This window comes from Flavobacterium psychrotolerans (assembly GCF_003097635.1).
Lineage (GTDB): Bacteria > Bacteroidota > Bacteroidia > Flavobacteriales > Flavobacteriaceae > Flavobacterium > Flavobacterium psychrotolerans.
In genome coordinates this window covers 1-21,409 of record NZ_QCZI01000013.1, presented here as the reverse complement: position 1 = coordinate 21,409, position 21,409 = coordinate 1, and the positions used below count along the sequence as shown (strand labels likewise).

The window sequence follows — 21,409 nt, the reverse complement described above, 5'->3', positions numbered from 1 at the left end:
AAATTGAGATTCCGATAAAACACCTTGTAAAACCTAAATTAACCCTATATCTTTGCCCTAAAAATAGGTGCTCATTCTTGAATGGTTATGGGGATACTTTTTAAGTAAATTGTATACCAGTACCTTATGAAACAGTCGTATTAAAAATTTAAATGAAATTTAAATGAAAAAAACTTTACTTTCTTTATTACTAGCCATTTCATCGGGTGTGGCATTTGCACAATGGACACAACTTCCTACAGAAGGAGGTAGCATTAAAGACATGATAACTGTTCCCAGTGGTATTTTATTGGCCACTGAAGGCGGTGTTTTTAAATCTATTGATGGCGGTAACACCTGGGCTTATTCTTCTAACGGGTTATTTGCAGCCACCTCAGCCATTTCATGTGGACAATTTGCAAATACTTCAACCGCTTATTTTGTTCAAACAAATAACGGTATAGCAAAAACAACTGATAATGGTACTACTTGGGTCGCTGTCGGAAATACTGGAATGCCAACTAATTCTGGGAATTATTCGGGTTTGGTTTCTGTAAGCAACAAATTGTATGTCTGCAGATATACTGCCATGAATACGTATCAAATCTTTACATCCATAACAGATGGTGCAACTTGGACAGCTGGAGCTACCATTAATTCAAATTCAAACAACAACAGTCCAAAATTATTTAATGTAGGTGGCACTATATATGTAACGCTGCAGGATTCCATTTTCACTACAACAACTGGAGCAAGTTTAACCGCCATGAGCACTACCGGTTTTCCTGTTACGGGAGACCAAATAGGTTCTTTAGTTGGTGATAGTAAATACTTATATGCCGGGTTTGAAAATGATGGCGGTAGTTTTCTTCGTTATGATATGGGAACCAGTATCTGGGAAAGCACAACAAGTGGGATTCCTGCTTTTCGTTTTTCTGCGGGTCCTCATTTAATAAATAATATTCTTTATGTATCCGTTTTGACAACGTCAATGACACTTCAAACATATACCTCTTCAACACAGGGAGCCACTTGGAATCAAATCACTTTGCCTGGTTTGACAAAAGACTTCGTAGAAAAAATCTATTCTTTGGGAGGCAGTAAAATGTTACTGTATAATCCAGTTGATGAACTTAATACTTCAACAGATAATGGCAGCACATGGACACAGCACATTACCGGATTTAAAGCGGAAGTTTTCCGTGATACTAGGGGATTAACCTATTCTAATGGAAATTTAATCGCCTCGCAGGATTTGAGCATCGTTCGTTCAACTAATGGAGGAATGGACTGGGTGTCGGCTAATTCAGGAATGCCAACAACTCTATTTTTCAATTATAGTTTATATAATGCCAATAATACCATATATTCTTCCTTTATGGATTTAAACGGACGTTATTTATATAAATCTACAGATGGCGCCGTTAGCTGGAAAGCCGCCACAACGCCTCCTGGAACTAATGACATCAGATTCTTTGGGCACAGCAATACCGCTCTATTTCTTAGAGTTGGAAGTGCTTATTATAGCAGCAAGGACGCAGGCGGTTCTTGGACGGATATTACGGCTAATTTAAATGTATCTTACAATTATGACATCCCTTTTGTATCGGACGGAAAAAATGTTTATGTTTTGGGAAAGAATGGGTCAACCTCTCAAATATTCACGTCTAACAATGATGGCGGAACCTGGAACACCGTAAGTATGACAGGCATACCTTCTCCAAACGGTTACATTGCAGATAATCTATTTGTATCGGAAGGAACTTTAATGTCCCTATGGGCAGATTTTTCATCATTCCCTTCGACTTATAAAATGTGTACCTATACAGGAACCGACTGGACATCGGTAACCGTTAGCGGCTTACCTCAAAATATTGTTAACACCTGTACAAACTGTGGTGGCAATTATTATGATACAGGCAAATGGTTTTCAAATGCCTCTAATTTGTATTTTATGACAAATCAAGGATTGTTTTACAGTACGGACAAGGGAGCAACGTTCAATGCGTATAGTTCCGGTTTTTATCCTGGTGTAAACGTTAGTCGTTTGGCATCTGACGGCGTTAAACTGTTTGCCGGAACCGAAGGAAATAGTATATGGAGCGTAACTCCACCTCTTGGTATAAACGGGTATTCTAAATCAGAATCGTTATTTGATATTTACCCTAACCCTGCGGTCGATCATGTTATGGTTACTTATAATGCAGACACAATAGATGCAACCAGCAAATTGATTGTCACAAATATGCTTGGAGCAATTATTCAAGAAGTTAATTTACCGGCCAGATCAAATCAAATGGAACTATCTACTTCTAATTTAAAAAGCGGTATTTACTTTTATACAATGACGTCTAACTCAAAAAAATCGGTTACTAAAAAGATAGTAATCAGCAAATAAAATTCTGGTATCTAAAAACTGTTTATTTTTAATATCAAGGCTGTCTTAATCGATGGCCTTTTTATTTTTTACTCGAAAGATACACCCCAACCAAAACAATGAAAGCACCAAAAAACTGAACTGCCGTAAGCATTTCATTGTCTAACAATCCCCAAAAGAAAGCGACTATAGGGATTAAATAGGTGACCGAGGTCGCAAAAACAGGAGAAGATATTTTGATTAATTTGAAGAAAAGAATATTGGCAATACCCGTACCAACCACTCCCAAAATTAGGATGTAAAAAATAGAATGTTGCACTTCTTCAACAGGAATTATTTCCAAAAAATTGGAAAAACCCAACACTACAATAGCCGGAATCAGCATTATAGTGAAATTCCCAGTAGAAATGGTCAGCGGACTCAAATCGAACAAATATTTGTTAATCAAATTGACATTAATGGCATAACAAACCGAAGCGATTAAAGCCAAAATGGCGTAATAATAATTTTGCTCTGGATGGTTTACCGCCCCGTTAAAAACAAGAAGCATACTGCCAATTAAACCGATACCCACGCCAAATGCCTGACTTCTTTTATAGCCCAACCCAAACACCAAAACACTCAAAACTAAAGTGTTTAATGGCGTTAACGAATTCAAAATGGCGCTAACTGAACTGTCTATCTCCGTTTGGGCAATAGCAAAAAGATAGACTGGAAGAAATGTCCCAAACAAAGCGGTTATTGCGATGAATTTCCATTGTCCCAGCGGAATTTTAGGCAACGTTTTAAAACCGATTGCCAACAAGAAAATAGCTGCAAAAATGATTCTCAGGGAACCCAATTGAAAAGGATTTAATCCCACCAATCCTCTTTTTATCAGTATAAATGAACTTCCCCAAATCAAGGCAAGAACAATAAGGTAAAACCACTTTAACTGTTTAAAATTCATAATCACATTTTGGATTGTCAAAATTGTACTAATTTTATGAATTACCGCTTCTTTTTTTAGTTATTTTTGTAAACGATTTCCATTTAAGAACTTGAATTATAATAAATTTTAAACCCATAATTATGAATTTTCCAAAATCATTATTAGCATTGTCATTTGCTGCACTGCTATTTGCAAGTTGTAAACAAACTGACAGCGAACCTAAAACGGAAGCTTCTACCTCCGTTACAGCTACAGAAAAACCCGCTACAATTGCAAAACTGGAAACCACTAGCTTTTCAATAGAAGGGATGACCTGCGCCATAGGCTGTGCTAAAACCATCGAAAAAGAATTGTCTGAAATGGAAGGCGTTCAAAAAGTGACCGTCGATTTTGATAAAAAACTGGCTACCGTTTCTTTTGATGCAACAAAACAAACTCCAGAGGTTTTGGTGAAAGCGGTTGAAGCTACCGGGGATGGAAAAACCTATAAAGTTTCGAACGTGAAATCTTCCGAAGACAAAGCTATGGTAGTGATTCAAGGTCAGGAAAATGATTCTGTTAAAAAGAAATCATGTTCTGCTGATGAAAAAAAATCTAAAGACGGAAAACCGGCTTGTTGCGCTAAAAAGAAACACTGCGATAAGGACGAGAAAAAAGCATAATTTTTTAAAATATAAAGTAAAGAGCCAAGAAGCTAGATTTAATAATCTTAACTTCTTGGCTCTTTCTTATTGTTTAGTAATTCTTATTTCCAACGCATACTTTCCATTATTTTTTGCATATCATTTTTAATGTAACTCGCTGCCGGCATCACTGAATCAAAATTGGGTTTTGCGTAAAAATAGACTGAGCAATCAACAAAATGCTTAACACTATCGGTTACATAAAATTGTGCGTTTGTAGCCGCATTTCCATTTACTTGATAAAACATGCCGTAAACCTTGTTTTTGGGGTTTAAAAAGGGTTGTTCTAGTATATCGTCGGCTTTTATGACGTGTTCATAAGTCAGTTTTTGGGCGTCCCGCAAAAGAAGATTGATATTGTTATTGACCGGTTTGTAACTCAAATAAATCGTGGCTTTCATTTTAGGGTAATCTATCGTAAAATTACAATCTGGCTTTCCCTTAATTATCGCTTCAGAATTGATATCAAATGTATAGGGACAGGCATTTTCAAAATGAGCATATTCCGCCACGGGATAATCCAGCCGCAGCTGGCCTGAAGGCTTGGGCAATACCTCTTTTTTACAACTTGACAGAGTAAAAAAGACGATGCAAACCATAGAAAAAGTAATTATTTTATTGTACATCTGGTATTATTCAATGGTTACTTTTATTTGTTTGATTCGTTTTTTATCTACGGTCTCAATAGTAAAACGACACTTTAGGAAATTTATTTTCTGTCCCTTTTTAGGAAAATTTCCCAAAATTTCCAGAATAAATCCTGCCAGTGTTTCTGCTTCCCCTTTTCTGATTTCAAAAAGTGCTTCATCGACATCTATGATTCGGTAAAAATCTTTCAGATTAATTTTGCCTTCAAAAATAAAATTTTTATCGTCAATTTGAGAATAGTTCGCATTTTCAACATCAAATTCATCACTAATATCGCCCACTATTTCTTCGATAATATCTTCTAATGAAACCAATCCCGAAGTTCCTCCATATTCATCAACCACAATGGCCAAATGACTCTTCATGCTTTGGAAATCTTTGAGTAAATTATCCAATTTCTTGTTTTCTGGAACAAAAAATGGTTCCCTTAATAGTGATTTCCAATCAAATCCTTTTTTGTTAATGTGTGGAATCAAATCTTTTACAAACAAAATGCCCTCAATCTGATCGATATTATCCGTATAAACCGGAATTCTAGATAAGCCTCTCTCGGTGATTTTAAGCAGGATTTCTTCAAATGTTTCATCAATTTGCAATGCAAAAATGTCAATTCTAGGGCTCATGACCTGTTTAACATCAGTATTACCAAAAGAGACAATACCTTCCAATATTTTTTGTTCTTCATTAGAAGTATCAGACGAAGAAGTCAACTCTAACGCCTGCGACAATTGATCTACTGAAAAATTTGATTTTTGTTTGCTGCCTAATTTATCATGAAGATAAATAGTCAAGGAACGCATAGGCATGCTTATGGGAGATAACAGTTGGTCTAAAATGGATAGCGGATAGGCGAAAAATTTAGCGAACTTTATGTTGTTTCGGCTTGCGTATATTTTGGGTAAAACTTCTCCAAACAACAAGATTAAAAAAGTAACAACTATAACTTCGACAATAAATTTAAGCAAAGGGGATGCAATAGAAGCAAATAGATTTTTACCAATAAAGGAAAATAATATCACCACCGCAATATTGATAAAATTATTTGCAACGAGTAATGTTGCTAAGAGTTTCTTTGGTTTTTCTAAAAGTGTGGTGATAATAGCGGCCTGAGTCGGATGATTTTGGGAACAATCATCTAAATCTTTTGGGGTTAAAGAAAAATAGGCAACTTCAGCGGCAGAAACTAAAGCGGAACAAAAAAGCAATATAAAAATTGCCACAAAACCAAAGAGAACATTAGTGTCTATAGTTGATAAAAAAGAAAAACTGGGCTCTGGGTCCAAATTAAAAAAGATTAATTAAACAATTAAAACGGCAAATCGTTTTCTGGTAAAGGATTGCTTGGTGCGTCAAAGTTAGCGCTTTTAGTTTCAGAGGCCGAAATTGGTTTCTGGTTTTCAGTCTCTTTTTTTGTTGTAAGAAAAGTGAATTCCGTTACTTGAATTTCTGTGGTATGTTTTACCGAACCATCTTCTGCCTGCCATTGACGTGATTTTATTCGGCCTTCCACAAATATTTTATCTCCTTTTGATAAATATTTCTCACATATTTCTGCCGCTTTATTTCTCACAACCAAATTATGCCATTCCGTTGAAGTGATTTTTTCATTAGTCGATTTATTGATGTACGTTTCGTTTGTTGCCAATGGAAACCTACCAATACAATTCCCTCCGTCAAAGTAATGCATTTTCACTTCATCTCCCAAATAGCCTATCAACATTACCTTATTTAGCGTACCACTCATTTTATTTCGATTTCTTTACAATTCAAATGTACTAATTTTTGAAATTATTTCCATTCTTTTTCTATAAAATTAAAAATTACAATAGGAAAAGGAAGCCGCAATAGCGTTTCGTAATCTATTCCGTTTTCAAGGGTTTCATTTACATTTACCTTCCAAAATTTAATATGAAGGTGCTGGTGTGACAACTTATGAATTTGGCTTTTAGGGCTTAATTCTGATATTGAAATGATTCCATTTTCAACCATGGGCTGTTCTTGAATTTGAGCAGAAATGAATTCAAAATCTTCCTCGGTTTCCGTTTCAATCAACGGAAATTCATAGAGATTATGCCAAATTCCCTTGTCGGAGCGTTTTTGTATCAGGGTATTTTCATTCACATCCGAAAAAATTATGTAATTGAAATATCGGTTTCTCACCTTTGTCTTCTTTGATTTTACAGGCAATTGACCTACTTTCTTTCTCTTCAATGCCAGACAACCAGAATTCAAAACGCAAATTTCGCAATTCGGGCTTTTAGGAACGCATTGCAAAGCGCCAAACTCCATGATGGCCTGATTAAACAGCGCGGGATTAGCTTCGCTCAGTTCGGCTCCGCCTCGGGCGTTTTTTGTCATCAACTCAAAAGCTATGGATGCGAATTCTTTTTTGGCTGATGCCGAGGCGATATCGGTTTCAATATCAAAATAACGAGAAAGCACACGAAACACATTTCCATCTACAACCGGAACCGCTTCATTGTAAGAAAAAGAAGCGATTGCGGCAGCTGTATAATCTCCAATTCCTTTTAATTTTAATAGGTCATTATAAGTAGTCGGGAAAATGCCATTCAACTCAAAAGCGACCTTTTGCGCCGTTTTATGTAAATTTCTAGCTCGAGAATAATATCCTAGACCCTGCCATAATTTTAAAACCTGTTCCTCTGAAGCATTAGCCAACTCAAAAACTGTGGGAAAAGCAGTAGAAAAAGCAAAAAAATAAGGCATTCCTTGCGCCACCCGAGTCTGTTGTAACATGATTTCCGACAACCAAATGAAGTACGGGTTTTGGGTGTTTCTCCACGGCAAATCGCGTTTATTTTGTAAATACCACTTTGTTAAGGAGTTAGTAAAATTCATGATTTATTTTTTGGTTAACAAAAGTATAAGTTTATGTAATTAAAATTTAATGAATTAGGTTGATTAATTGTTTTTTAAATTCATATATTTGCAACCTCAAAAAAAATATCACACAATATAAATACGAAAGAAAATGACGAAAGCAGATATCGTAGCGAAAATTTCAGAAAAATTGGGTCTTGAAAAAGGAGATGTTCAAGCAACTGTAGAATCTTTTATGGAAGAAGTAAAAAACTCTCTTGAAACAGGAGATAATGTATACTTAAGAGGTTTTGGTAGTTTTATCATCAAAACAAGGGCGGAAAAAACGGGTAGAAATATTTCTAAGAATACCACTATCAAAATTCCAGCTCATAATATTCCTGCATTCAAACCTGCAAAAGTGTTTGTTGAAGGCGTAAAAACGAATAACGAAGCAAAATAAAACATATTATTAATCACAAAATCACCAACTATGCCAAGTGGTAAAAAAAGGAAGAGACATAAGGTAGCAACGCACAAACGTAAAAAAAGAGCGAGAGCTAACCGTCACAAAAAGAAAAAGTAGTCTAATAACTACTTTTTTCTTTTTTAAAAGTTCATTGAAATTGAGAAAAAGACGAAAAAGATAAAAGACGAAAAAGATAAAAGACACAATCAGTATCTTGTCTTTTAATCTATTATCTCAAAGTCTTCTTTCCCCCCGGGTACAGTACCTGTTAAAATTATTGTTTAATCCATCCTTGCGGACGGGTTCAGGGTTTTAGGTCTTAGATTCAAGGTTTTACACCAAGTATCAAGCACTATCTCCACTGTCCCTTAACGTCTGGATAAAAATGTACAGCGTGAATAAAGAATTAATCATCCGATCTAGTTCTGAAGCCGTAGATTTTGCCTTATTAAAAGATGGAAAACTAATTGAATTACACAAGGAAGAAGAAAAAAGCAAATTCCAGGTCGGCGATATTTTCATAGCCAAAATCAGGAAACCAGTTGCTGGACTAAATGCCGCTTTTGTAAACGTGGGCTTCGAAAAAGATGCCTTTTTACATTATCACGATTTAGGTCCTAATTTAGCTTCCCAACTGAAATTCATAAAACTTGTAAGCGCAGGTAAAATAAAAGATTTCTCCCTAAAAAACTTTCAGTTTGAAAAAGAGATTGACAAAGATGGCACTGTAGCTAGTGTTTTAAGTGCCAATCAGTCTATTTTAGTACAAGTCGTAAAAGAACCCATATCAACCAAAGGACCAAGAATTAGCTCTGAGCTCTCTCTTGCTGGACGGTTTATTGTTCTTGTCCCATTTTCTGACCGAGTTTCTATTTCACAAAAAATAGAAGAAAAAGGAGAAAAAGATCGACTTAAAAAATTAGTCCAATCAATCAAACCAAAAGGATTTGGTGTTATTGTTCGCACAGTAGCCGAAGGCAAAAATACAGCAGAATTAGAAAAAGATTTGCAGAACCTGTTAGACAGATGGACTGCAATGTGTAAAAAATTACCAACTGCTCATCATCCGTCCAAGGTATTGGGAGAACTCAACAGAGCTTCTTCTATATTAAGAGACGTTTTTAACGATACCTTTAGTGGTATATACATAGATGATGAAGAGTTGTACAACGAAACAAAGGACTATGTTCAAGAAATAGCGCCTTCAAAACAATCAATTGTTAAGTTTTATCAATCAAACGACACTCCCATTTTCGAGAAATACAACATAGAGAGACAAATCAAGACTTCTTTTGGCAAAACTGTATCGATGAGCAAAGGCGCTTATCTTATTATAGAACATACCGAAGCTTTGCACGTTATAGACGTAAACAGCGGAAACCGTTCTAATAAAGCCTCCAATCAGGAAGATACCGCTATGGAAGTGAATATGATTGCCGCAGCCGAAATCGCCAGACAATTACGTTTGCGGGATATGGGCGGAATTATAGTCATTGATTTCATTGATATGTCTAATCCAGAAAACAGAAAAGTGTTATTCGACTTCTTGAGGGAAGAAATGAGTGATGATAAGGCCAAACACAAAATCTTGCCTCCAAGCAAATTTGGATTAGTCCAAATTACCAGACAAAGGGTAAGACCAGAAGTAAACATTAAAACTAGAGAAGAGGATCCTAACAATGATAAAGGCGAAATTGAAGCGCCCATTCAGATCATTGATAAAATCGCTTTAGATTTAGAAACCATATTGAAAATCCACAAAGATGTAGTCCTTAATGTACATCCATTTGTGGCTGCATACCTCAGCAAAGGTTTTCCATCTTTACGTTTAAAATGGTTTTTTGAACATAAAAAATGGGTAAAAATAATCCCTCGTGATGCTTACACGTATTTAGAGTATCATTTCTACGATACTAAAGGGAAAAAAATAAAAGATTAAGAAAAACCGCCTTTCGTGAGACTGGCGGTTTTTTTATGGCTTTTATGGGGTACGAAGCATCTATTCTTTAGGAGCTTTTTCCAGCTATCTACTTCAATCTTTATTGTTTTAAAGAAAAACAAATAAAGGATTTCCGTTTCTATCTGGGCTAGGACTTTCGTTCTTCTTTACTATTTTAATGCAAATTCATAAATCTGCTTCTATCCTAAAAGATTTTGTTAATACAATTATTAAAAATAAATTGCGTATTTATACGCAACTTTTATTTTTAAGTTATTTTTGTTCAAAATCAATAAATATGCCTCATAAAAAATTAATACAACAACTTGGCTTTCTTCCTAAAGAAAATACATCGGGTATTTTTTATAAAAAATATGTTGATGGTTATTGTATTGAGGTTGATTTTGAAAAAAACACATTCCATTTTGGAGGAAAAATAAAAATTCAAGGAAAAGACTCTCAAAACATCACTAAACCGGAAGACTGGGTAGTTCTTGAGTGTGTAAACCGTTTACTTGAAAAAGGATACAAACCCGAAAACATTTCATTAGAAAAAGTATATCCAGCAGGACACGGATTTTCAGCAAGATTAGATGTTTGCGTTACTCGCGAAGATGGTTCGGAATATTTATTAATCGAATGTAAAACCTACGGAAGAGAATTCGAGAAAGAATTTACTCGAATGAAAAAAGACGGAGGACAATTATTTACCTATTTTAATTTTAGCAGAAAAGCGGATGCTATTATGCTTTACGCTTCTGAATTAAATGGTAAAAAAATTGTTTATAAAAATGAAATTGTAAAGATTGAGGACGATTACAGAACGGGTGATGTAAAAGATTTTTATGATAAATGGAGTAAACTCACTAAAGACAATGGTGTTTTTGACAATTGGGTAAATCCTTATAATTTTGAAAGTAAAGCATTAACCATAAACGAACTGGTAGAAATAAAACCAGAAGACAGCAGTTTTATATTCAACCGTTTTCTTGAAATTCTTCGTCATAATGTGGTAAGTGATAAAGGCAATGCTTTTAATAAAATATTTACGCTTTTTCTTTGTAAAATATATGATGAAAAAGACAAAGAAGGAACAGATAATGAACTTGAATTTCAATGGAAAGAAGGCGAAAACCATCGTGATTTTCAGTTGAGACTTACTGATTTGTATAAAAAAGGAATGTACGATTTTTTAGAAAAAAGAGTAACTGATTTTTCTGAAACGGAATTCAACAATAAATTCAATTATTTAAAAGAATCTGACAGAACTTCTTTACTAGATGAATTTAGAAAAATACGCCTTGAAAAAAACAATGAATTTGCTATAAAAGATGTTTACGATGAGCAATCTTTTAATGAAAATGCCATTGTAGTAAAAGAAGTTGTAGAATTATTGCAACGCTTTAAAATAAGATATACTAAAAAACAACAATACCTTTCCGATTTCTTCGAGTTGCTTCTTACAACTGGTTTAAAACAAGAGTCAGGACAATTTTTCACACCTGTACCAGTAGCACAATTTATCATTAAAAGTTTACCTATTGATGTTGTTGTAGAAGAAAAATTGCAAAAAGGATTAAGAGATGAACTGTTGCCTTATGTAATGGATTATGCAGCTGGAAGCGGACACTTCTTGACAGAAACGATGCACGAAATTCAACGATTGTTAGATAAAAAAATTGATGCTTCAAAACTTAAAGTTGATGCACGAAAATTTGTTGAAACTTCTCGGATAAACCATTTTGATTGGGCTTTAAACTATGTTTATGGAATAGAAAAAGATTATCGTTTGGTCAAAGTGGGCAAAGTAGGTTGCTATTTACACGGTGATGGATTAGCTAATGTAATTCATAGCGATGGATTGGCTCGTTTTGCTCATCCTGATTACAAAGGAAAACTTTTAACGATAGATAAAATTTTTCCAAAGGATAACAAAGAGTTTGATATTATAGTTTCTAATCCGCCTTACTCGGTTTCTTCTTTTAAAAACACCAGCAGTAAATTTTATAAAGGTGAGGAATTTGAACTTTATGAAAAACTTACCGATAACAGTTCTGAAATTGAATGTTTGTTTATAGAACGAACCAAACAATTACTAAAAGACGGAGGTGTTGCCGGAATCATATTGCCAAGTTCTATTTTGAGTAATGCAGGAATTTACACCAAATCTCGAGAAATTATTTTGCAGTATTTTGATATTGTTGCCATCACGGAATTAGGCAGCAATACCTTTATGGCTACAGGAACAAACACGGTTGTTTTATTCCTACGCAGAAAAAGCAATTACAAAAGCATTCATCTGAAAAATGATGTTACGGTGTTTTTTACCAATATGCAAGATGTAACCCTCAACGGAATTGAAAAACCTGTAACCAAATATGTAAACCACGTTTGGGAAGGAATTTCGTTTGACGATTATGTTTCTTTATTGAAAAAAGCGCCCAACAAAGCTATTGCCGAACACGAAATATACATAGAATACCAAAAGAAACTAAAAGCTAAAAACGACAAGGAGTTTTGGACAATGCTTTTAGAAAAAGAAGCAGACAAACTGTTTTACTTCATTATTGCATTTCCACAAAAAGTGGTTTTAGTAAAAAGCGGCGAAAAAGATGCTGAAAAACGTTTCTTGGGTTATGAGTTTAGCAACCGTAGAGGAAGCGAAGGCATACACCCAATACAACGAGGCAAAAACATTGAAGATTGCACACAAATGTTCGACCCAGAAGTTTTTGACAACCCGACCAAAGCAAGTACTTATATTTACAAAGCCTTTGCAGGCGATTACGATTTTGATATTGACGAAGCCATGCAAAACAAAGTTTCTCGCCACAACTTGGTAGACATGATGACTTTTGATAGAGTGGAATTTGAAAAAAATATTTCGCTTAGTGTTAAAAAAAAAGTAGTTATTAACTCTAAATATCAACAAGATAAAGTTGAGAATATTTTTACTGAAATAAAAAACGGTAAGAATGTTGCACAAAGTGATGAAGTTGGAAATTATAGAGTTTCTAGAATTGAGTCAATTGCAAATGCAAATTTTAATATCAATGCAACAAAATGGACAAATGATAAAGTTGCCGAAAATGATTTCTTACAAAAAGGAGATATTTTGTTAAGTCATATTAATAGTGTCGAACATTTAGGAAAAACAGCTTATTTTAATTTAAATGAAAAAATTGTTCACGGCGTAAATTTATTGAGGTTTAGACCGGACAAATCTAAAGTTCTACCAAAATATGCTTCAGAAATATTTAAAGTTAAAGAATTTATTTTTGAAATGCAGAAATATGCAATAAAGGCGGCAAATCAAGCAAGTTTAAATTCTGCTAATTTAAAAGCTTTAAAAATTCCACTACCACCACTAGACATTCAACAAAAAATCGTTTCTGAAATTGAAGTTTTAGAAGCAAAAGAGAAGAAAGCAAAAGAGGAAGTTGAGGAGTTGAAGGGTTCTATTTCTGATTTAATGGAGCTAAATTCAAATTCTAAAATTGAAAAGTTAGAAAATTTGGCTCTTATACTAAAAAGAGGAAAATCTGCAAAATATGGAGATTCTGAAATTCAAATTATCAAATCAGGGCAAGCACGAGGCTTGAAAGAGTTTGATTTTTCTCAAAAGCATTTTGTGATTAAAGACTTTATTTTAGATGAAAGAAAATTAGAGAAAGGTGATATTCTTATAAATTCTTCAGGAGTTGGAACTGCTGGGAGAATAACTTTATTTAATTTAGAAGGTGTTTTTGTTGTTGATAGTCACATTACTATTTTAAGACCGAATAAAGAAATTGTTTTGCCTGATTTTGTTTTACAAAGTTTAGCAAAAATTGGTTTTAAAAATATTGAAGCAATGGCAATGGGTCAAAGCGGTCAAATTGAATTAACTATTCCAACTATTCAAAACATAAAAATCCCACTTCCCCCCATTTCCGAACAGCAAAAAATAGTTTCCAAAATTGAGAAAATCGAAGCTAAAATAACTGCTTTAAAAATTGAAATTGCCTCTATACCAAAAGAGAAAGAAGTGGTATTAAAGAAGTATTTATAGTTATTTATAACTGTTAGAAAACCGCCTTTCGTGAGACTGTCGGTTTTTTTATGGTTTTTTGGGAACCTTCACCCCGAAGTTTCTTTGGCATTTACACAATCTAATGACTACCCCAAATTTTTTCCGCAGGGCGAAAATATCTATCCGTACCTGTAAATTAAATTCAAATACTTATGAATTTCATCTTACTGAAATTGTGTACTTAAAAGACAAAATTGGCAATACAACGGTAAAAATTTTATTTCTTTTTATGATTCTTTAGCTTTATTTCTTTTTAACCTAAACTTTAAAAAGTCATGCTAAAAATCACTTTATTTTTTGTTGCTCTATTTTTCCTTGGTTTTTTTAATGATGTTCATAGTCAGGGGATTGTAATCAATGAAATTCTCACCTCAAATACCACAATCAACCAAGATGAAGACGGAACATACCAAGATTGGATTGAGCTCTATAACACCGGAACAACAACGGTAAATTTGTCTGGTTACGGATTATCAGACGATCCAACTTTATTGTACAAATGGGTTTTTCCAACTATTTCTATTGCTTCTGGCACGTATTTATTGGTATGGTGCTCTAATAAAAACAGAGCTATTCCCGGCAATCCTCTACATACAAATTTTAAACTGAGTTCATCAGGAGAAGTAATTACCTTAACTAGCAATAGCGGAGTAACTGTAGATTTTGTACCCAAAACCGTGAGTGCACAAAATATTTCTTTAGGTCGTTTACCGGATGGAACTGGAAATTTTGTTTTCTTTTCAAATGTTACTCCAAACGCGACAAACTCGACCGTAGGCTATTCTGAAGTATTAAATCCCCCAACATTTTCTCAAGAATCTGGTTTTTTAACCGCTAGTTTTGATTTGACTTTATCCAGTGCCACTGCGGGGTCAACTATTTTATATACTTTGGACGGTTCTGAGCCTAAAGAATCTAATTTAGGAGGTACAACGTATAGTTATAAAAATCAATATCCCTTTTTCCCTGGCCAAGCTACGGGGCCACTTTTGACTCAAAGTTTTAGGACATTACAATACACTGTCCCCATAAATATTGTCGATCGATCTCCCCTTCCAAATAAATTGGCCGCCATTTCTACAACAACTGATTTTGATCCGTTTTATATTCCAAAGACTCCCATTTTTAAGGGCACTGTTGTTAGGGCAAAACTAATTAAACCCGGCTCTTTAGAAAGTAAAACAGCAACTAAAACCTATTACATTTGTCCCCAAGGAGCCTCAAAATTTACCTTGCCTGTGGTTTCGTTGAGTTTAGATGAAAACAAATTTTTTGATTATTATGCAGGGATAAATGTTGCCGGGATTGATTTTGATAACTGGAGAATTGCAAATCCAACATTAGATACACCGGATATCGGAAATGTTTGTAATTTTTTTAGACACGGAATTAATAATGAGGCGGTTGCCAACATGACCTACTTTGTAAACGGCAAGGAAGTCTTGAATCAAGATGTGGGTCTTCGTATTCACGGAGGGTCTTCAAGAGTTGCCCAAAATAGATCTTTAAGCATAAATGCAAGATCCGATTATGGAAATGACGCTATGAATTATAAATTTTTTTCAGATAAGTCGCATGATAGTTTTACAGGATTAGTACTTCATAATTCTGGAAACGACTATAACCAAACCTTATTTAGAGATGCATTTTGTCATGAATTAATGAAATCCTTAAATATTTTAACTAAAGGATACCAACCTACAATTACACTGATTAATGGAGAGTATTGGGGAATAATGAGTTTTAGGGATAAAATTGAGGCCGATTATTTTAAACGGGAATACAATGTTCCATCAACTGCAATTGACATTTTAGAGGACGGGAATAAACTAATAGCAGGTGACAATCTGGATTATCTTGACCTCTTAGATTATATTACTAAAAACCCCTTGTCGATTCAAACTAATTTTGACTACATAAAAACAAGACTTGATCCTGAAAACTTTAAAGATTATTATATTTCAGAAATTTTTCTTGAAAACACCGATTGGCCTTCAAACAATATCGTGTACTGGAGAAAGAAAACGGTGATTTACGAGCCTAATGCACCTTTTGGTAGTGATGGAAGATGGAGATGGGCAGCACATGATATGGATGATACTTTTGCCATTACTAACAGCGATATTAATTTTAATACATTGGCAGCAGCAACTGATCCTAATGGACCGGGCTATCCAAACCCAGAATGGGCAACCTTTTTGCTACGCAAAATGCTAGAAAACAATAGATATAAAATTGAATTCATTAACCGTTTTGCCGATTTGTTGAATACAACATTCCTCACATCAAGAATGCTGTCAAAAATGACTGAAATGAAAGCGGTCATTGCTCCAGAAATGCCTCAACAATTTGCCAGATGGAGTGCTCCATATGATAATGGTGATTGGACATATTTCCTAAATAACCAGACTAACTTTATAAATCAAAGACCTACATTTCAAAGAAACCACATTCGCGCTCAGTTTGGGATTTCAAAAAATATTAATGCCACTCTAGATGTGTCCAGTGCAAACCATGGTTATATAAAAATGAATACCATTGACATAAAAACAGGAACACCTTCCATTACCTCAAATCCGTATCCGTGGACAGGGATCTATTTTTCGGCAATTCCAGTTACAATAAAAGCAATTGCGAATCCAGGGTTTACTTTTAGCCACTGGACTGGAGCATCAACAAGCACAAATCCTGAAATTACGATAACATCAAATACTGATTTTAATGTTACCGCAGTATTTGTTCCAGAAACCGTTGCAACAAGTCGACCTATTTATTACTGGATGATGAACGCCGCTATTGCCAACAATATCCCTTTAGAAACGCTAAATTCAACATACAAAACAGGAAATAGTGATGGAGTTATTCAATATCAATCCTGTCTTGTGGGTTATCCGTTTGTTGCTGCCGACTTGACACATTGGAGAAAAGCGTCGATGGAAAGACGAAATAGCCCTACTGATATTAACTACATTCCCGAAGTCAATAATAATATTGCTTTTAATATAAGTGATATGAAAGGATTACAAATCAGAGAGCCTCTGGAAAATGGCACTCTGGAAAACACAATGGTATTTAATTTTTCTACTATTGGCTATAAAGACATTACATTTTCTTTTGCAGCCATAAATGAATCGACTCCTGCAAATGCCATTATTGTTGAATATTCCATAAACCCTGGAACTCCCGTTTGGACTACTTCCGGATTGATTTCAACTTCGTTGCCTTTAACGACTAGGTATCAATTGTTCCATTTAGATTTTTCAGCCATCACTACTATAAACAATAATGCCGATTTCAAAGTGCGTTTGCGATTTGCAGGTACCAATATGACCGTTGATACCGGAGCGCAAATTACATTTAATAATATAGCAGTAAACGGAACACAATTACCATTAGCTGTTACAGAGAATGTAACGCAGAAGTTTTTGGTCTCACCAAATCCTTTTTCAGATTTCGTAACTATTAGGGGGATAAATGACATGCAATCCGTTTTTTATAAACTGTATGCGATTGATGGAAAATTAATTAAAACCGGGGTTTTAGAAGATGCCCAAATCAACTTGAATCATTTATCTAAAGGGATCTATTTACTTCAATTATCATCAGAAGAAAAAGTAGAAACCAAAAAAATAATCAAGAAATAAACTTCCGTCAAATAAGTTCCAAAGGAGATGATGTCACTATTATCTCCTTTTTTTATGACAAAAAAATATTTTTTGATAGATGTTATTAATCGGATAAATCCGTCATGTGGCGAAAAAATTATGGGTTTGTTGGGTTTGTACATAGCTTTGATGTTGCTATCAACTTAATAATCAATAAAATGAAAAAAATTTTATTTTTAGGTTTACTTTATATATTGTTTTCCAATGCCGGGGTAGCCCAAAACATTGTGCTAAACGAAGTATTGGCTTCTAATACGAGTTCTATTAAAGACGAGGACGACAGTTATCAAGATTGGATTGAATTACACAACAAGGGGTCTGTTTCTGTTAATTTACTTGGCTATGGTTTGAGTGATGATGCGTTACTTCTATTTAAATGGACTTTCCCAAATGTTTCTGTTGCACCTGGTCAATACCTATTGATTTGGGCTTCTGATAAAAATCGCTCCGTTGCTGGAAGTCCCTTGCATACTAATTTCAAAATAAGTGCTTCAGGCGAAACCATTTTATTGACAAATGCTTCCGGAAATACCATTGACACCATACCCCCAGCAAACTTACAACCCGATGTCTCCTATGGCCGATTGCCAAATGGGACTGGTCCGTTTGTATTTTTTGGAACACCAACACCAAATGCTGCAAATTCATCTACGGGGTATTCTGGCGTTTTAAGCCCACCCGTTTTTTCTCAAAATAGCGGTTTTTTCACTTCTGGTTTTAATTTGACGTTATCTTCTTTGGAGACGGAAACCACTATTTTATATACACTTGATGGCTCAGAACCCAGTGAGAATAATTTAGGCGGAACAACTTATACTTATAAAAACCAATATACGGAAATACCTGGACAAGCTACTGGACCACTATTAAATAACAGTTATAAAACTTTGCAATACAGTACTCCGATTACTATTATTGACCGATCCTCCCAACCAAACAAGGTTTCAGTCATTTCGTCGACCTATGATTTTGATCCGTCTTACTATTTTCCAGATAACCCCATATTTAAAGGTACCATAATTAGAGTTAAAGTTATAAAGCCCGGATATTTAGCCAGTAAAGTAATTACAAAAAATTATTTTATTTCCCCACAAGGAAGCAGTAAATACACGTTACCAGTAATAGCATTAAGTATAAATGAGGACCGATTTTATGGCTATGACAACGGAATATACGTTGCCGGTAAGGACTTTGATGATTGGAGAGCTGCTAATCCCAATGGATCTGCTCGCGGAAGCCAAGCGGGTAATTATTACCGTGAGACTGATGACGAGAGATTTGCAAATATGTGTTATTATGTAAATGGTTCCGAAGTCATTAATCAGGATATTGGTTTGAAAATTCGTGGTGGGGCAACCAGAAGATATGAGAAAAAATCCTTAACCGTTTATGCGCGGTCTGAATATGGTGATAGTACTTTAGATTATAAATTCTTTCCCGATCTGCCTTTTACAAGTTATGACAGACTAACGCTTTCCTCATCAGGATGGGATTTTCGTCTTACTAAATTTAGAGACGCTTTAGAACATCAATTATGCAAATCATTGCATGCCGAAATCGAAGCATATCAACCGGCCGTTGCCTTTGTAAATGGAGAGTATTGGGGGATTTTAGGCATTCGTGAACGATACGACAACAACTATTTCGAAAGAGTATACAACACTAAAGCTGTTGATTTTTTAGAGAACAATATGGATTTAAAAGAAGGAGATGCTATTCATTATAATGCCATGACAAATTATGTGAGAACACATTCTTTAGCAAATACCTCAAATTTTGATTATATCAAAACACAACTTGACCCCGAAAGTTTTAGCGATTTCTTTATCACAAATATTTTCTTTCAAAATGCAGATTGGCCCAACAATAATGTTCAGTATTGGAGAAATAAAATTTCCGCTTACGACTCAACTGCTCCCTACGGACTTGATGGGAGATGGAGATGGTTACTTCATGATATGGATGCGACATTTTCATTTGGAACGAATGATTTTAATGGAAACACTTTAGAGCTAGCCACCTCAATTAACACCACCGATACAAACCCAGAATGGTCTACTTTGTTATTGCGTAAAATGTTAGAAAACAATACATTTAAAACTGATTTTATTAATCGCTTCGCCGATTTATTAAACACTTCTTTTCTTCCTGCCAGAATTATTTCAAAAATGAATGAAATGAAGACAGTAATAGCTCCAGAAATGCCTGGAGAAATGACGAGATGGAATGTTCCTTCAGACTTAAACGAATGGCAAGAGTATATTGATGATCAAATAAATTTTGCCAATGCAAGACCTGCATTACAAAGAAATCACATTAGATCTGTATTTGCTATTGCATCAAATATCAATGCCACACTAAATGTTTCCGGAGTAACCCATGGATATATAAAAATGAATACTATTGATATTATCGATGGAACTCCCGGAATTACAGGAAATCCTTATCCTTGGACAGGAATTTATTTTAAAGATATTCCCGTAAAACTAAAAGCAATTGCAAAACCTGGTTTTGTTTTTAGCCATTGGTCGGGGGCTTCTTCAAGTACTACTCCCGAAATAACGATTACTCCTACAGGAAATTTTTCTATTACTGCCAATTTTATTCCAGATGGTCCAGTAGAAACCAGTGTGCCCATTTATTTTTGGATGATGGATAACGCAATTGTTAATGGCGCGCAGTTAACCTCATTAAATTCTACCTATAAACTGCTGACCGATGGCGTCATCCAATACCAATCTTGTATTGTAGGTTATCCGTTTATTTCGGGAAACCCCAGTTTTGGCAAAGCATCAATGGAAAGAAGAAATCTTCCTACAAATATCAACTACAGGCCAGAAGCCAACAATAATATTGTTTATTCCGCCGGCATCATGAAAGGGTTGCAAATTAAAGAACCCTTGCAAAGCGGTGGATTAGAAAACACCATGATTTTTAATTTTTCAACCGCCGGATACAAAAAAATCATATTTTCTTTTGCCGCAATAAACGAATTGACAAATGCCTCTGCCATCTCAATTGATTACGCCATAAACTCAGGAACTCCTGTTTGGATTACCTCCGGATTAACGGCCACTTCACTACCTTTGACGGCCACTTATCAATTGTTTCAAAATGACTTTTCAACGATAACGACTGTTGATAATAATCCGGATTTTAAAGTCCGATTGCGATTTACCGGTTCTAATATGACTGCCGATACGGGAGCAAGGGTAACTTTTAATAATATTGCCGTTGATGGGGTAAAAATGCCATTATCCTATCCCACACCAAACGTGTTTAATGTTGGTACTGTCATTACAAACCTTACGCCTTCAACCACACAAACAATAACTGGTTACAGTGTTTTCCCTAGTTTACCGAGCGGATTGATTTTGAACGCAACAACTGGCGTGATTTCAGGGACACCAACAGTTGGTATAGCGACCGCAACCTATACTGTCACGGCAAATTATTCTGGTGGCAGTCTTACTTTTGGTGTAGTCATTACCATCAATGCTGTGACACCTCCAAGCGGATTGAGCTATAACTCCCCTAATGTGTTTATTGTTGGAAGCCCAATTACTAATTTATTGCCTTCGATTACAGGAACCGTTTCAAGTTATGGCATTGCTCCCAGTTTGCCTTCTGGATTGTCGTTTAATACTTCGACCGGAGTGATTTCAGGTACGCCTACCGTAATTAGTTCAACCGTAACCTATACCGTTACTGCTAACAATTCTGGTGGAAGTGTTTCTTTTGGGGTCGTAATTACCGTGAATGATGTCGCTCCGAATTCTTTGAGTTATAATTCACCGAACGTGTTCACTAAAAACACGGCCATTAC

Annotated in this window: 12 protein-coding genes; 7 read left to right on the top strand and 5 right to left on the bottom strand. The window is 35.0% G+C overall.

Annotation, left to right across the window (positions count from 1 at the left end):
- Positions 1–163: 163 nt before the first annotated feature.
- Positions 164–2,377 (top strand): T9SS type A sorting domain-containing protein, encoded by a 2,214-nt coding sequence (locus tag DB895_RS10510; protein ID WP_116725325.1) that lies wholly within the window; start codon positions 164–166, stop codon positions 2,375–2,377.
- 61 nt (positions 2,378–2,438) lie between these two features.
- Here the strand turns inward: DB895_RS10510 and DB895_RS10505 are convergent, their stop codons facing one another.
- The gene (locus DB895_RS10505) at positions 2,439–3,305 is read right to left on the bottom strand and encodes a DMT family transporter (protein ID WP_116725324.1); all 867 of its coding nucleotides are present in this window, start codon (positions 3,303–3,305) and stop codon (positions 2,439–2,441) included.
- A 122-nt stretch (positions 3,306–3,427) separates the two neighbouring features.
- Between DB895_RS10505 and DB895_RS10500 the strand changes: the two genes are divergently transcribed.
- Positions 3,428–3,949 carry a heavy-metal-associated domain-containing protein gene (locus DB895_RS10500; RefSeq protein WP_116725323.1) on the top strand — a complete coding sequence of 174 codons (522 nt, stop codon included), beginning with the start codon at positions 3,428–3,430 and terminating at the stop codon, positions 3,947–3,949.
- An 83-nt stretch (positions 3,950–4,032) separates the two neighbouring features.
- Here DB895_RS10500 and gldD read toward each other — a convergent pair whose 3' ends face one another.
- Genes gldD through mutY form a run of 4 tightly spaced genes read right to left on the bottom strand, consistent with a single transcriptional unit; the run spans position 4,033 to position 7,477 of the window.
- Complete coding sequence (gene gldD, locus DB895_RS10495; RefSeq protein ID WP_116725322.1) at positions 4,033–4,596, bottom strand: gliding motility lipoprotein GldD; 564 nt, start codon at positions 4,594–4,596, stop codon at positions 4,033–4,035.
- Between the two features lie 6 nt (positions 4,597–4,602).
- Positions 4,603–5,901: a gliding motility-associated protein GldE gene (locus tag DB895_RS10490; protein ID WP_116725321.1), complete on the bottom strand. Its 1,299-nt coding sequence runs from the start codon at positions 5,899–5,901 to the stop codon at positions 4,603–4,605.
- 23 nt (positions 5,902–5,924) lie between these two features.
- The gene (locus DB895_RS10485) at positions 5,925–6,362 is read right to left on the bottom strand and encodes a single-stranded DNA-binding protein (protein ID WP_116725320.1); all 438 of its coding nucleotides are present in this window, start codon (positions 6,360–6,362) and stop codon (positions 5,925–5,927) included.
- A gap of 44 nt (positions 6,363–6,406) precedes the next feature.
- Positions 6,407–7,477: an A/G-specific adenine glycosylase gene (mutY, locus tag DB895_RS10480; protein ID WP_116725319.1), complete on the bottom strand. Its 1,071-nt coding sequence runs from the start codon at positions 7,475–7,477 to the stop codon at positions 6,407–6,409.
- A gap of 133 nt (positions 7,478–7,610) precedes the next feature.
- Here mutY and DB895_RS10475 point away from each other — a divergent pair, with 133 nt between their 5' ends.
- From DB895_RS10475 to DB895_RS10450, 5 genes are all read left to right on the top strand, one after another.
- The gene (locus DB895_RS10475; protein WP_116725318.1) at positions 7,611–7,901 is read left to right on the top strand and encodes an HU family DNA-binding protein; all 291 of its coding nucleotides are present in this window, start codon (positions 7,611–7,613) and stop codon (positions 7,899–7,901) included.
- A gap of 400 nt (positions 7,902–8,301) precedes the next feature.
- Positions 8,302–9,846, top strand: coding sequence for an Rne/Rng family ribonuclease (locus DB895_RS10470; RefSeq protein WP_116725382.1), 1,545 nt, complete (start codon positions 8,302–8,304; stop codon positions 9,844–9,846).
- A gap of 298 nt (positions 9,847–10,144) precedes the next feature.
- Positions 10,145–13,897: an N-6 DNA methylase gene (locus tag DB895_RS10465; protein ID WP_116725381.1), complete on the top strand. Its 3,753-nt coding sequence runs from the start codon at positions 10,145–10,147 to the stop codon at positions 13,895–13,897.
- A 296-nt stretch (positions 13,898–14,193) separates the two neighbouring features.
- A complete protein-coding gene (locus DB895_RS10460; protein WP_116725317.1) occupies positions 14,194–17,562 on the top strand; it encodes a CotH kinase family protein in 3,369 nt (1,122 codons plus the stop codon).
- A 179-nt stretch (positions 17,563–17,741) separates the two neighbouring features.
- Positions 17,742–21,409: CotH kinase family protein (locus tag DB895_RS10450; RefSeq protein WP_166426964.1), on the top strand; the 3,668-nt coding region annotated here is incomplete at its 3' end.

Bases quoted from the DNA above. Each gene is read 5' to 3' on its own strand.
- DB895_RS10510 (WP_116725325.1), top strand. From the start codon at position 164: ATGAAAAAAACTTTACTTTCTTTATTACTAGCCATTTCATCGGGTGTG.
- DB895_RS10505 (WP_116725324.1), bottom strand. From the start codon at position 3,305: ATGAATTTTAAACAGTTAAAGTGGTTTTACCTTATTGTTCTTGCCTTG.
- DB895_RS10500 (WP_116725323.1), top strand. From the start codon at position 3,428: ATGAATTTTCCAAAATCATTATTAGCATTGTCATTTGCTGCACTGCTA.
- gldD (WP_116725322.1), bottom strand. From the start codon at position 4,596: ATGTACAATAAAATAATTACTTTTTCTATGGTTTGCATCGTCTTTTTT.
- DB895_RS10485 (WP_116725320.1), bottom strand. From the start codon at position 6,362: ATGAGTGGTACGCTAAATAAGGTAATGTTGATAGGCTATTTGGGAGAT.
- mutY (WP_116725319.1), bottom strand. From the start codon at position 7,477: ATGAATTTTACTAACTCCTTAACAAAGTGGTATTTACAAAATAAACGC.
- DB895_RS10475 (WP_116725318.1), top strand. From the start codon at position 7,611: ATGACGAAAGCAGATATCGTAGCGAAAATTTCAGAAAAATTGGGTCTT.
- DB895_RS10465 (WP_116725381.1), top strand. From the start codon at position 10,145: ATGCCTCATAAAAAATTAATACAACAACTTGGCTTTCTTCCTAAAGAA.
- DB895_RS10460 (WP_116725317.1), top strand. From the start codon at position 14,194: ATGCTAAAAATCACTTTATTTTTTGTTGCTCTATTTTTCCTTGGTTTT.